This window comes from [Mycobacterium] fortunisiensis (assembly GCF_019050325.1).
Taxonomy (GTDB): domain Bacteria; phylum Actinomycetota; class Actinomycetes; order Mycobacteriales; family Mycobacteriaceae; genus Mycobacterium; species Mycobacterium fortunisiensis.
The window spans coordinates 268879-281511 of record NZ_VOMB01000027.1 but is presented as its reverse complement, the minus strand read 5'-3'; the positions used below and the strand labels follow the sequence as shown (position 1 = coordinate 281511).

10 protein-coding genes are annotated in these 12633 nt (G+C 67.6%); 6 read left to right on the top strand and 4 right to left on the bottom strand.

Features of this window, described 5'->3' with window-relative positions; translation table 11 throughout:
* Nucleotides 1–7 precede the first annotated feature (7 nt).
* Entirely contained in the window at nt 8–226 is a 219-nt protein-coding gene (locus FR943_RS25640) for a hypothetical protein (protein WP_217161131.1), read from the bottom strand.
* A gap of 118 nt (nt 227–344) precedes the next feature.
* Here FR943_RS25640 and FR943_RS25635 point away from each other — a divergent pair, with 118 nt between their 5' ends.
* A complete protein-coding gene (locus FR943_RS25635; RefSeq protein WP_217161130.1) occupies nt 345–1751 on the top strand; it encodes an NAD(P)/FAD-dependent oxidoreductase in 1407 nt (468 codons plus the stop codon).
* Between the two features lie 65 nt (nt 1752–1816).
* Here FR943_RS25635 and FR943_RS25630 read toward each other — a convergent pair whose 3' ends face one another.
* Nucleotides 1817–2272 carry an SRPBCC family protein gene (locus FR943_RS25630; RefSeq protein ID WP_217161129.1) on the bottom strand — a complete coding sequence of 152 codons (456 nt, stop codon included), beginning with the start codon at nt 2270–2272 and terminating at the stop codon, nt 1817–1819.
* Between the two features lie 53 nt (nt 2273–2325).
* On the opposite strand from FR943_RS25630, the gene FR943_RS25625 reads away from it, so the two are divergent.
* The 3 genes from FR943_RS25625 to FR943_RS25615 all read left to right on the top strand — a co-directional run bounded on the left by FR943_RS25625 (nt 2326) and on the right by FR943_RS25615 (nt 4213).
* The gene (locus FR943_RS25625) at nt 2326–2682 is read left to right on the top strand and encodes a DUF427 domain-containing protein (protein ID WP_217161128.1); all 357 of its coding nucleotides are present in this window, start codon (nt 2326–2328) and stop codon (nt 2680–2682) included.
* Between the two features lie 9 nt (nt 2683–2691).
* On the top strand, nt 2692–3591 hold the full coding sequence (locus tag FR943_RS25620) for a DNA-3-methyladenine glycosylase family protein (protein WP_217161127.1): 900 nt from the start codon (nt 2692–2694) through the stop codon (nt 3589–3591).
* Between the two features lie 70 nt (nt 3592–3661).
* On the top strand, nt 3662–4213 hold the full coding sequence (locus FR943_RS25615; RefSeq protein ID WP_217161126.1) for a Dps family protein: 552 nt from the start codon (nt 3662–3664) through the stop codon (nt 4211–4213).
* On the opposite strand, the gene aqpZ is transcribed toward FR943_RS25615, so the two are convergent.
* Together aqpZ and FR943_RS25605 are read right to left on the bottom strand one after the other, a co-directional pair.
* Complete coding sequence (aqpZ, locus tag FR943_RS25610; protein ID WP_217161125.1) at nt 4214–4987, bottom strand: aquaporin Z; 774 nt, start codon at nt 4985–4987, stop codon at nt 4214–4216.
* Nucleotides 4988–5097: 110 nt separating this feature from the next.
* Nucleotides 5098–5898 (bottom strand): PaaI family thioesterase, encoded by an 801-nt coding sequence (locus FR943_RS25605; protein WP_217161124.1) that lies wholly within the window; start codon nt 5896–5898, stop codon nt 5098–5100.
* Nucleotides 5899–6584: 686 nt separating this feature from the next.
* On the opposite strand from FR943_RS25605, the gene gltB reads away from it, so the two are divergent.
* Nucleotides 6585–11174, top strand: a complete 4590-nt coding sequence (gene gltB / locus FR943_RS25600; protein WP_217161123.1) for a glutamate synthase large subunit — start codon at nt 6585–6587, stop codon at nt 11172–11174.
* Nucleotides 11167–12633: a glutamate synthase subunit beta gene (locus FR943_RS25595; RefSeq protein ID WP_217161122.1), complete on the top strand. Its 1467-nt coding sequence runs from the start codon at nt 11167–11169 to the stop codon at nt 12631–12633. Before gltB ends, FR943_RS25595 begins: the two co-directional genes overlap by 8 nt.

The following is a 12633-nucleotide window of genomic DNA, read 5'->3' as shown; positions in this document are numbered from 1 at the left end:
TCCGGTGTCAGCGCCCGCTGTGGCGCACTGTGGTGTCGACCTTGGGCACCATCGGCTTGGGGTGGATCTGATCCAGCCAATCCAGGTGGTCCACACCCGAGGACACGGTGACGACGCTGGGCGCGGGGGCCTGCACGGGGCCGGCGGCCTGGGCTGTTCCGGCCAGGCCCAGAACGGCTGCGCTCAGTCCGCTGGCGGCGATGACGGCGAATCCGAACTTCTTCATTTCCTGCCTCCTGTGTTGTCCTATGTCTGTCTGAACCGGCTTGTCAGAGCAACAATTTCCACTGGCAGAAATTGATCGGCGCATGGCAGAAAGAAGTATGGTCCGGCACAATCCAGCGATGCCCGCCACGGTCAACGGTCAGGTTTCGCACTGGTTCGACGAATTGCCGGCCCCTCGGCCGGCCCTGCCGGGGGACCGGGACGCCGACGTGTGCATCGTCGGCGCCGGATACACCGGACTCTGGACCGCCTACTACCTCAAGCAGGCCGACCCGTCGTTGCGGATCACCGTGCTGGAGTCGCGCTTCGCCGGTTTCGGAGCCTCCGGCCGCAACGGCGGCTGGCTGTCCGGCCTGGCCCCCGGCGACCGGCACCGGATGGCGACGCGGCACGGCCGCGACGGGGTGCTGGCCTGGCAACGCGCGCTCAATGCCGCCGTCGACGAGGTGATCGCCGTGGCAGGCCGCGAAGGCATCGACGCCGGCGCCGTCAAGGGCGGCACCCTGGAGATCGCCCGCAATCCCGCTCAGGCGGCCCGGCTCACCGACGCGCTCGCGCAGGAGCGCTCATGGGGCGTCGAGGTCACTGAACTCACGAAAGAGCAAGCCGCCGAGCGGATTCGATTCGACGGGGTCATCGCGGCCTACCACAACCCGCATTGCGCACGGATTCAGCCGGCTCGGCTGGCCCGCGGCCTGGCCGATGCCGTCGAACGCCACGGCGTGACGATTCACGAGGAGACCCCCGTCACCGAGATCGCCGGTGCTGTCTCCTCTTCGCGCGAGCGCTCATCGGCGGCACGTGCCGTCACCGAGCGGGGCACGGTGCGTGCGCCGCTGGTGTTGCGGGCCACCGAGGGCTTTACCCCGGCACTGCCCGGCTTGCGCCGGACCTGGTTACCGATGAACAGCTCGATGATCGCGACTGCGCCGATCTCCGCTCCGCTGTGGGACGAAATCGGTTGGCGGGGTTGTGAAACCGTGGGGGACAGTGCACACGGATTCTTCTATGCGCAGCGCACCACCGACGACCGCATCGCGATCGGCGGACGCAGCGTCCCCTACCGGTACGGGTCACGCACCGACGTCGACGGGCAGGTTCCGACCCGGACCATCCAGCGGCTCACCGACGTACTGCATTCGATCCTGCCGCAGGTGCGCGGCGTGCCGATCGCCCATGGCTGGTGCGGAGTCTTGGCGGTGCCCCGCGACTGGCAGGCCGGTGTGGTTTTGGACCGGGCCAGCGGACTGGGTTGGGCCGGCGGCTACGTCGGCCACGGCGTGACCGCGACGAACCTGGCCGGGCGCACCCTGGCCGATCTGGCATTGGGACGTGACACCGCGATCACCGGGTTGCCGTGGGTCGGGCACCGGACGCGCAACTGGGAACCCGAGCCGCTGCGCTGGCTGGGGGTGCGCAGCCTGTATGCCGCTTACCAGGCCGCTGACCGGCACGAGGCCGGCGGGCGCCGGCGGACCTCGCCGATCGCCCGCCTCGCCGACATCGTCACCGGCAAACCGCACTAGATCCGGACGCGACGACCAGCCCCGGCTCGCCGAGCACTACGAACCACCGACCTGACCGGTGGGTATCACCCTTCGGCCCGCTCCTTCAGGCGCTGCAGGGTCAACCTGATGTGCTCGGCGTTGGCGCTGTCACGGTCGGAGACCCCGGTGGCCAGGCCGGCGACCTTCTTGAACCAGCCCGCGCGCCGGTCCCAGGTGGACTCGGTCACGGTGCAACCACCCTCGGCCGGGACGATGTCGTAGCGCCAGTGCGCGACGGGGAACACCAGGGACTTCACGTCGAAGGCGAACGTCTTGCCGGGCTCGGCGTCGGTGACGGTGCAGACGGTGCTCCAGGTCTTGGAGCCGTTGCGGTTGTGCCCCTTGAAAACTGAACCGGGGGTGGCGGAATTGCCTTTCTGCCACTCCATCGCGTGTGCCTCTTCGGCCAGCGAGGCCAGCGTGGACAGGTCGGTGATCAGCGCATACACCGCCGCCGGGTCGGCAGCGATGGACACGGTGGCTTTCAGGGGAGCAGTCATCGTCCGATCGTATTCGCCGGAAGAACAGCTCGACCAGAGGTGTTGAATGAGCTATGACCGAACGCCCAGTGCTGCAGCCCACCGCCGCACACCCGATCACCGTGACGCCCACCGGCAGCCACGTCACCGTGCGGGTCAATGGCGAGGTGGTGGCCGAAACCGACCGGGCCCTCACGCTGCAGGAGTCGACCTACCCGGCCGTCCAGTACATCCCACGCTCCGACGTCACGGCCGCCCTCACCCGCAGCGACACCACGACCTACTGCCCGTACAAGGGTGAAGCGAACTACTACCACGTCGGCGGGCTCGACGACGCGATCTGGACCTATGAACAGCCCTATCCGGCGGTCGCCGCGATCGCCGGACATCTGGCGTTCTACCCGGACAAGGCCGACATCGTCCTGGCCTAGCCTGGTGCGGTGCCCTCCACCAGCGTCGTGTTCGACGGTCCGGCCAGCCCGGACCTGACGCTGGCCCCGTTCCGGCGCGGCGGCGGCGATCCCTGCCATCGCGTGGCCGTCGACGGGGCGATCTGGCGCACCAGCGTGACCACCGGCGGTCCGGTGACCGCCCGGATCAGTAAATCTGGGCCCCACGTCGTGGACTGCGAGGCGTGGGGTCCCGGCGCTGCGGAGTTCCTCGACGGCTTCGCAGCACTGGTGGGCGCCGAAGACGATTCTTCCGACTTTCACCCCGTGGAACCGACGATTGCCGAGGCCCACCGTCGGGTACCGCACCTGCGCCTCGGCCGCAGCGGCCGGGTGCTGGAGGCGCTCGTGCCGGCAATCCTCGAACAGCGGGTCTCCGGGATGGATGCCTGGCGGGCCTGGCGGCGGTTGGTCACCGCCTATGGCGCCCCGGCGCCCGGACCGGCGCCGGCCGGCCTGCGGGTGGCGCCCACCGCCGAGGCGTGGCGCCGTATCCCGTCGTGGGAATTCCACCGGGCCAACGTGGATCCGGGCCGGGCCCGCACCATCGTCGCGTGTGCACAGCGGGCGGACGCTCTCGAGCGGCTCACCGCAGAACGTGCCGTGACGGGATTGCAGTCGCTGCCCGGCGTCGGCGCGTGGACGGTGGCCGAAACCGTGCAACGTGCCTACGGCGACGCCGACGCCCTCTCGGTGGGGGATTACCACCTGTCCACGGTGGTCGGCCGCAGCCTGCTCGGTCACCCCATCGACGACGACGCCATGCTGGAACTGCTCGAGCCGCTGCGCCCGCACCGCCAGCGCGCAGTGCGGCTGTTGGAAGCCAGTGGGCTGGCGCACAATCCGAGGTTCGGAGCGCGCCAGGCCATCCCGAACCTGCGGGCGCTCTGACCGATGATTGCCCGGCGCGTATGTCGGGTATCCGGGGTGGGACCGAATCCTGAACCCGAAAGGATCCGCAATGACTGCGTTCACCATTCCCGGCCTCACCGACAAGCAGGGCAGCGAGGTGGCCGCGCTGCTGCAGAAGCAGCTCAGCACGTACAACGACCTGCACCTGACCCTCAAACATGTCCACTGGAACGTCGTCGGTCCCAACTTCATCGGCGTGCACGAGATGATCGACCCGCAGGTGGAGCTGGTCCGGGGTTACGCCGACGAAGTCGCCGAACGTATTGCCGCACTGGGTAAATCGCCGAAGGGCACGCCGGGCGCAATTGTCTCCGACCGCTCCTGGGACGACTACTCCGTGGGGCGCGACAACGTGCAGGCCCACCTCGCAGCTCTCGACCTCGTCTACAACGGGGTGATCGAAGACACCCGCAAGGCGATCGACCGCCTGGAGAAACTCGATCTGGTGTCCCAGGACGTCCTCATCGACCACGCCGCCGAACTCGAGAAGTTCCAGTGGTTCGTGCGAGCGCACCTGGAGAGCGCGGGCGGAACGCTGGCCCACGAAGGTGCGCCGACCGAACGGGGCGCGGCCGGCAAGGCCCGCCGCAAGAGCGACTAGTCAGCGGCCGTCGGGCTGGTCCAGGGCGTCGTCACGCACGGGGCGCTCGGCGAGTTCCCCGGCGACACCGAACAGCAACGGGTAGGCCAAGCCCGCGACGGCGGCTCCGACCAGCGGGGCCAACCAGAAGGCCCACAGCTGGGCCGGGGCGCCGTCGCCGTTGAAGAACGCGACCGCCGTGGACCGCGCCGGGTTGACCGACGTATTGGAGATCGGGATCGCGACGAGGTGGATCAGGGTCAGGGTGAGACCGATCGCCAGCCCGGCGAAGCCCTTCGGGGCCCGGTCGTCGGTAGAACCGAGGATCACCAGCAGGAACACCGCGGTGAGGATCACCTCGGCCAGCAGCACCGCGGTCAGCGAATAGCCGCCCGGGGAGTGCTCGCCGAAACCGTTGGCGGCCATGTTGCCGGTGGCGTTCCAGCCTTCTTTGCCCGAGGCGATCACATAGATCACCAGGCCGGCCAGCAGACCGCCGAGCACCTGGGAAATCCAGTAGGGCACAAGGGCAGCCCATTCGACCCGGCGAGCCAGCGCGGCACCCAGTGTGACCGCCGGGTTGAAATGGCCGCCGGAAATGGTGCCGAAGGCGTACACGCCGGTCAACACCGTGAGGCCGAATGCGAGCGCGACCCCGAGAAAGCCGATCCCGACCGAGAACCCGCCGGAGACGAACTTCGCGGCGAACACCGCGCTACCGCAGCCGCCCAGCACCAGCCAGAACGTGCCGATGAACTCGGCTGCCAGGCGATGCGACATTTTTGACGTGGTCATGGCGAACTCCTCCGTAGATGTCGTTCATCGCAGAGGGTGGCACGCCGAGGCCGGTGTGCAGTGGCGGCGATGCCGAATTGATTGCAGAAGGAAATTTACGTTGTGGTCGATCACCGGTAGGCGGTGAGCCGGGCCAGCAGCGCCACCTTGCCGTCATCGCCGACGGCCTGCGCGTCGGCCACGCCGGAACTGCGGCCGGACCGCAGGACGCGGGCTTCGTACCGTGATTGCGTGCCGCCGCGGAACTGTCGCAGGTAGTTGACGCGGATCGAGGCCGTCCGCCACAGTGCCTCCTCAGCGCCGCCGAGGGCCGCCGAACCCACGAGTTCGAGTGCTGCGGCCGAGATCCCGCCGTGGACGATGCCGATGCTGTTGTTGACGACCGGGTCCGCCAGCTGACGCAGCACCACGGTGGCACCGCCGGTCTCGGCGACTGCTACGGACATCCGTTCGCGCAGCGTCGCAGGAGGTGTTCCCGCGGACGTGTCGGTGGGCCATTCGACCAGGTGGCCCGGGGTCTGGATATGGAAGGACCGCACCGTGGCCGTGCCCACCACGGTGTCCCCGTGACCGAGTTCGCACACCGCCAGCGACCCGGTGCCCTTCGGCCCGAACGGCCTGCCGGTGGCCACCACCGGCAGGTCCGGGGTGGCACCGATGAGCGCCATCGCGTCCGGGGTGAGCTCCACCGCCAGCTCGCTGGACACCGTCCATTCGGCCTTGGCGCGGCGGTAGTGATTGACCAGGCCGCCGACGTGATCGATCAGCATGGCCAGCGGCGCGACGGTGGGCAGCCCCGTCAACGGGTTGAGCAATCCGCCCACGGGGATCGAGGCCACGCAGCGATGCGGGCCCTCCTCGAGGGTCTGTACGCCCATCCGGCCCAGCGGTGTGTTCAGCGGATACTGCATAGCGGTCAACAGTTACGCCCATCACTATCGGTACATACCCACAAGGGGTATCTGGCCCGGCATCGGCCGGTCCCGGCGGTGGCCGACGACCCCCCCCGGGCGAAGCGCGGCCACGATGGCTCCGGTGCTGGTTCGCCTCCTTCGAGAACCGTTGGTGGACAGTGGATTATCGTCAGGAACCAGCGCAATCGCCGGTGCGGGTCCGGGCCCTGGAGTGGGGTGTAATGCGGCGGCTGCGCGGAGCGATATTGATGTCAGCAGCGACGTTTACGTCGGCCCCGAGGAGGTCGATTACCCAATTCTAAGAATCTGACTAGGCTTTCAGCAAATTTATATCAACCCTATAACAGCATTGTAACGAGCAGTTATTGGACATTTCAGCAAACATTATGCCCACGTAGGGCGGTAGTGCGACCGGGTGGAGCTCGCCTGGCCTTCCGGTTCGCATGGATGAAACCATAAGGCTTGCAACCGAATTCGGCGAGCGCGCGCGACGCCAGGAGGACGGCCCGGAAGTCGCCGCGCTAATATAGTTAGCCTTGGCTAAGTTGGCATCTGCCAGGGTTCTTGTCTTATCGTTTTCACCACTTATGGCGTGTGGGACATAGCCGTCGTCCAGTGCTGCACGGAGGCCACCCACGCCGAGCCGGCTTCTTCGTAGAAGCGTGTTGAAGGGCAAGGTGGGAATGGCGCCCAGCAAGGTCGGGCTGTACAACCCCGCATACGAGCATGATGCGTGTGGCGTGGCAATGGTGGCAGACATTCATGGTCGCCGCAGCCGAGACATCGTCGACAAGGCCATCACGGCCCTGGTGAACCTGGAGCACCGCGGTGCGCAGGGCGCCGAGCCGAACACCGGCGACGGTGCCGGCATTCTGCTGCAGGTCCCGGACTCCTTCCTGCGTGCGGTCGTCGATTTCGAACTCCCGGAGGCCGGCAGCTATGCCACCGGCATCGCCTTCCTGCCGCAGTCTTCGCGGGACGCGTCCGTCGCCGCCGAAGCCGTGGAGAAGATCGTCGAGGCCGAGGGCCTGCAGGTGCTCGGCTGGCGTGAGGTCCCGACCGACGACTCCTCGCTCGGTGCACTGGCCCGCGACGCCATGCCGACGTTCCGGCAGCTGTTCATCGCCGGGGCCTCGGGTATGGACCTGGAACGCAAGGCGTTCGTGGTGCGCAAACGGGCCGAGCACGAGCTGGGCACCAAGGGCCCGGGCCAGGATGGCCCCGGTCGCGAGACGGTGTATTTCCCAAGCCTTTCCGGTCAGACCTTCGTCTACAAGGGCATGCTGACCACCCCGCAGCTCAAGGCCTTCTACCTCGACCTGCAGGACGACCGGATGGAAAGTGCGCTGGGCATCGTGCACTCCCGGTTCTCCACCAACACATTCCCGTCGTGGCCGCTCGCGCACCCCTTCCGGCGGATCGCCCACAACGGCGAGATCAATACCGTCACCGGTAATGAGAACTGGATGCGCGCCCGTGAGGCGTTGATCCGCACCGACGTGTTCGGTGCGGACGGCATCGACAAGATCGTCCCGGTCTGCACCCCCGGTGCGTCGGACACCGCGCGCTTCGACGAGGTTCTCGAGCTGCTGCACCTCGGCGGCCGCAGCCTGCCGCACGCCGTGCTGATGATGATCCCGGAAGCCTGGGAACGGCACGAGTCCATGGACCCGGCCCGCCGGGCGTTTTACGAGTTCCACGATTCGCTCATGGAGCCGTGGGACGGCCCCGCCTCGGTGTGCTTCACCGACGGCACCGTCATCGGCGCCGTGCTGGACCGCAACGGCCTGCGTCCCTCCCGCATCTGGGTCACCGACGACGGCCTGGTGGTCATGGCCTCGGAGGCCGGCGTGCTGCCGCTCGACCCGTCCACCGTGGTGCAGAAGCTGCGCCTGCAGCCCGGCCGGATGTTCCTCGTGGACACCGCGCAGGGCCGCATCGTCTCCGACGAGGAGATCAAGGCCCAACTGGCCGGCGAGCAGCCCTACCAGGAATGGATCGAGCAGGGCCTGTTCCCGCTCGACGAACTGCCCCCGGGCGACTACGTACGGATGCCGCACCACCGCGTGGTGCTGCGCCAGCAGATCTTCGGCTACACCTACGAGGAACTCAGCCTGCTGGTGGCACCGATGGCGCGGACCGGCGCCGAGGCCCTCGGATCGATGGGCACCGATACCCCCATCGCCGTCCTGTCGGCCCGGCCCCGCATGCTGTTCGACTACTTCCAGCAGCTGTTCGCCCAGGTCACCAACCCGCCGCTGGACGCCATCCGCGAAGAGGTGGTGACCAGCCTGCAGGGCGTCATCGGACCCGAGGGCGACCTGCTCAACCCCGGGCCGGACTCCTGCCGCCAGATCGTGCTGCCGCAGCCCATCCTGCGCAACGCCGACCTGTCCAAGCTGATCTGCGTCGACCCCGATCACGAGGTCCGCGGCCACAAGCACGGCATGCGCGCCGCGGTGATCCGCTGCCTGTATCCGGTCAACCGGGGCGGCCAAGGCCTCAAAGAGGCGCTGGACAACGTGCGCGCCAAGGTCTCGGAGGCGATCCGCGAGGGCGCCCGCATCATCGTGCTGTCCGACCGCGAATCCAACGAGACCATGGCGCCGATCCCGTCGCTGCTGTCCGTGGCGGCCGTGCACCACCACCTGGTCCGCGAGCGCACCCGCACCAAGGTCGGCCTGGTGGTCGAGGCCGGTGACGCCCGCGAGGTGCACCACATGGCCATGCTGTGCGGCTTCGGCGCCGCCGCGATCAACCCGTACATGGCCTTCGAGTCGATCGAGGACATGGTGGACCGGGGTGTGATCTCCGGGATCAACAGTGATCAAGCCAAGGCCAACTACGTCAAGGCCGCGGGCAAGGGTGTGCTGAAGGTGATGTCCAAGATGGGCATCTCGACTTTGGCCTCCTACACCGGTGCGCAGCTGTTCCAGGCCATCGGCATCTCCCAGGAGGTGCTCGACCAGTACTTCACCGGGCTGAGCTGCCCGGTGGGCGGCATCGACCTCGACGACATCGCCGCCGACGTCGCCGCCCGCCACGCGCTGGCCTACCTGGACCGCCCCGACGAGCGCGCCCACCGCGAGCTCGAGGTCGGCGGCGAATACCAGTGGCGCCGCGAGGGCGAGTACCACCTGTTCAACCCGGACACGGTGTTCAAGCTCCAGCATTCGACCCGCACCGGGCAGTACTCGATCTTCAAGGAGTACACCGCGCTGGTCGACGACCAGAGCGAGCGGATGGCCTCCCTGCGCGGCCTGCTGAAGTTCCGCGACGGCATCCGCCAGCCGGTGCCGCTGGACGAGGTGGAGCCCGCGTCCGAGATTGTCAAGCGTTTCTCCACCGGTGCCATGAGCTACGGCTCGATCTCGGCCGAGGCGCACGAGACCCTGGCCATCGCCATGAACCGCCTCGGCGCCCGGTCGAACTCGGGTGAAGGCGGCGAAAGCGTCAACCGGTTCGACCGTGAAGAGAACGGCGACTGGCGCCGCAGCGCCATCAAGCAGGTGGCCTCCGGCCGATTCGGGGTTACCAGCCACTACCTGACCAACTGCTCTGATATTCAGATCAAGATGGCCCAGGGTGCGAAACCCGGTGAGGGTGGCCAGCTTCCGGGGCACAAGGTGTACCCGTGGGTGGCCGAGGTGCGGCACTCGACGCCGGGCGTCGGCCTGATCTCGCCGCCGCCGCACCACGACATCTACTCGATCGAGGATCTGGCGCAGCTGATCCACGACCTGAAGAACGCCAACCCGGGCGCCCGCGTGCACGTGAAGCTGGTGTCCGAGAACGGTGTCGGAACGGTTGCCGCCGGGGTGTCGAAGGCGCACGCCGATGTGGTGCTGATCTCAGGCCACGACGGCGGTACCGGTGCCACCCCGCTGACCTCGATGAAGCACGCCGGTGCGCCGTGGGAGCTGGGCCTGGCCGAGACGCAGCAGACCCTGCTGCTCAACGGCCTGCGGGACCGCATCGTGGTCCAGGTCGACGGCCAGCTCAAGACCGGCCGCGACGTGGTGGTCGCCGCGCTGTTGGGCGCCGAGGAATTCGGCTTCGCCACTGCGCCGCTGGTGGTTTCGGGCTGCATCATGATGCGCGTCTGCCACCTCGACACCTGCCCGGTGGGTGTGGCCACCCAGAACCCGGTGCTGCGGGAGCGGTTCAACGGCAAGCCCGAGTTCGTCGAGAACTTCTTCATGTTCATCGCCGAAGAAGTGCGGGAACTCATGGCGCAGTTGGGCTTCCGCACGATCAACGAGATGGTCGGTCAGGTCGGCGCACTGGACACCACCCAGGCTGCCGAGCACTGGAAGGCCCACAAGCTGGACCTCACGCCGGTGCTCTACGAGCCCGAGTCGGCGTTCATGAACCAGGATCTGTACTGCAGCTCGCGGCAGGACCACGGGCTGGACAAGGCACTGGATCAGCATCTGATCGTGCAAAGCCGCGAGGCGTTGGACGACGCTTCGCCGGTCAGATTCAAAACCAAGATCACCAACGTCAACCGCACGGTGGGCACCATGCTCGGCCACGAGGTCACCAAGGTCTATGGCGGGCAAGGACTTCCGGACGGCACGATCGATATCACGTTCGACGGCTCGGCCGGCAACAGTTTCGGCGCCTTCGTGCCCAAGGGCATCACGCTGCGGGTCTACGGCGATGCCAACGACTATGTCGGCAAGGGTCTGTCGGGCGGTCGGATCGTAGTCCGGCCCGCCGACGAGGCGCCGCAAGGCTTTGTCGCCGAGGACAACATCATCGCGGGCAACGTGGTGCTGTTCGGCGCCACCAGTGGTGAGGCGTTCCTGCGCGGCCAGGTCGGCGAGCGGTTCGCAGTCCGTAACTCCGGCGCCCACGCGGTGGTCGAGGGTGTCGGTGACCACGGCTGCGAGTACATGACCGGTGGCAAGGTCGTCATCCTCGGACCGACCGGCCGCAACTTCGCGGCGGGCATGTCCGGTGGGATGGCCTACGTCTACGACCCCGCCGGTGTGCTCCCGACGAACCTCAACACCGAAATGGTGGAACTCGAAGCGCTGGAGGAATCCGATGCCGAATGGCTCCGCGGCATCCTCGCCGCGCACGTCGATGCGACCGATTCGGCGGTGGGACAACGGGTCCTGTCTGATTGGGATGGCGAGTTGAAGCACTTTGTGAAGGTCATGCCGCGCGACTACAAGCGCGTGCTGGCCGCGATCGCCGAGGCGGAACGAGCCGGCGCAGACGAGAAGGCAGTGGGCGAGGCGATCATGGCGGCGGCAAATGGCTGATCCACGCGGTTTCCTCAAGCACACGTCCCGCGAGCTCCCGTCCCGGCGGCCGGTCCCACTGCGCCTGAAGGACTGGAAAGAGGTCTACGAAGACTTCCCGCACAGCACCCTGCAGGACCAGGCCTCACGCTGCATGGACTGCGGTATCCCGTTCTGCCACAACGGTTGCCCGCTGGGCAATCTCATCCCGGAGTGGAACGACCTGGTCTACAAGGACCGGTGGCGCGACGGGATCGAGCGGCTGCACGCCACCAACAACTTCCCGGAATTCACCGGGCGGCTGTGCCCCGCGCCGTGCGAGGCGTCCTGCGTCCTGGGCATCAACCAGGATCCGGTCACCATCAAGCAGGTCGAGGTCGAGCTCATCGACAACGCCTTCGACCAGGGCTGGGTCGTGCCGAAGATGCCCGATGTGCAGACCGGCAAGAAGGTCGCCATCGTCGGGTCCGGGCCGGCCGGATTGGCTGCCGCCCAACAGCTCACCCGCGCCGGCCACACCGTCACGGTGTTCGAGCGGGCCGATCGCATCGGTGGACTGCTGCGCTACGGCATCCCCGAGTTCAAGATGGAGAAGCGCCACATCGACCGGCGCCTGGAACAGATGGCGGCCGAAGGCACCCAGTTCCGGCCCGGCGTCAACGTCGGCGTCGATATCACCGTCGCGCAGCTGCGGCTGAACTACGACGCCGTGGTGCTGGCCGGCGGTGCCACCGCCTGGCGTGACCTGCCGATCCCGGGCCGCGAGCTCGACGGCATCCACCAGGCGATGGAATTCCTGCCCTGGGCCAACCGGGTTCAGCTCGGCGACGATGTCCTCGGCCCCGATGGCGAACCGCCGATCACCGCGAAGGGCAAGCACGTCATCATCATCGGTGGCGGCGACACCGGCGCGGACTGCCTGGGCACCTCGCACCGGCAGGGCGCGGCCAGCATCCACCAGTTCGAGATCATGCCGCGTCCGCCTGAGACCCGCGCAGACTCGACACCGTGGCCGACCTACCCCCTGATGTTCCGGGTGTCCTCGGCCCACGAAGAGGGCGGCGAGCGCGTGTTCTCGGTCAACACCGAGGAATTCACCGGCGAGAACGGTCATGTCACCGCCCTGCGGGCGCACGAGGTGAAGATGAACGCCGGCAAGTTCGAGAAGGTGGAAGGCACCGACTTCGAACTCAAGGCCGACCTGGTGCTGCTGGCGATGGGCTTTGTCGGTCCCGAGAAGGAAGGTCTGCTGAGCAATCTCGGTGTGGAGCTGACCGATCGTGGGAACGTCGCGCGCGACGACAACTTCCAGACTTCGGTGCCCGGCGTGTTCGTGGCCGGCGACATGGGCCGAGGCCAGTCGCTGATCGTCTGGGCCATCTCCGAAGGCCGGGCCGCCGCCGCCGGTGTGGACCGCTACCTAATGGGCAAGACCGCACTGCCGGCGGTGATCAAGCCGACCGCCGCGCCGCAGCGCTGA

Coding starts and splice junctions, on each gene's coding strand:
- aqpZ (WP_217161125.1), bottom strand. CDS start 4,987: ATGACCACGTCAAAAATGTCGCATCGCCTGGCAGCCGAGTTCATCGGC.
- FR943_RS25635 (WP_217161130.1), top strand. CDS start 345: ATGCCCGCCACGGTCAACGGTCAGGTTTCGCACTGGTTCGACGAATTG.
- FR943_RS25595 (WP_217161122.1), top strand. CDS start 11,167: ATGGCTGATCCACGCGGTTTCCTCAAGCACACGTCCCGCGAGCTCCCG.
- gltB (WP_217161123.1), top strand. CDS start 6,585: ATGGCGCCCAGCAAGGTCGGGCTGTACAACCCCGCATACGAGCATGAT.
- FR943_RS25640 (WP_217161131.1), bottom strand. CDS start 226: ATGAAGAAGTTCGGATTCGCCGTCATCGCCGCCAGCGGACTGAGCGCA.
- FR943_RS25625 (WP_217161128.1), top strand. CDS start 2,326: ATGACCGAACGCCCAGTGCTGCAGCCCACCGCCGCACACCCGATCACC.
- FR943_RS25605 (WP_217161124.1), bottom strand. CDS start 5,898: ATGCAGTATCCGCTGAACACACCGCTGGGCCGGATGGGCGTACAGACC.
- FR943_RS25615 (WP_217161126.1), top strand. CDS start 3,662: ATGACTGCGTTCACCATTCCCGGCCTCACCGACAAGCAGGGCAGCGAG.
- FR943_RS25630 (WP_217161129.1), bottom strand. CDS start 2,272: ATGACTGCTCCCCTGAAAGCCACCGTGTCCATCGCTGCCGACCCGGCG.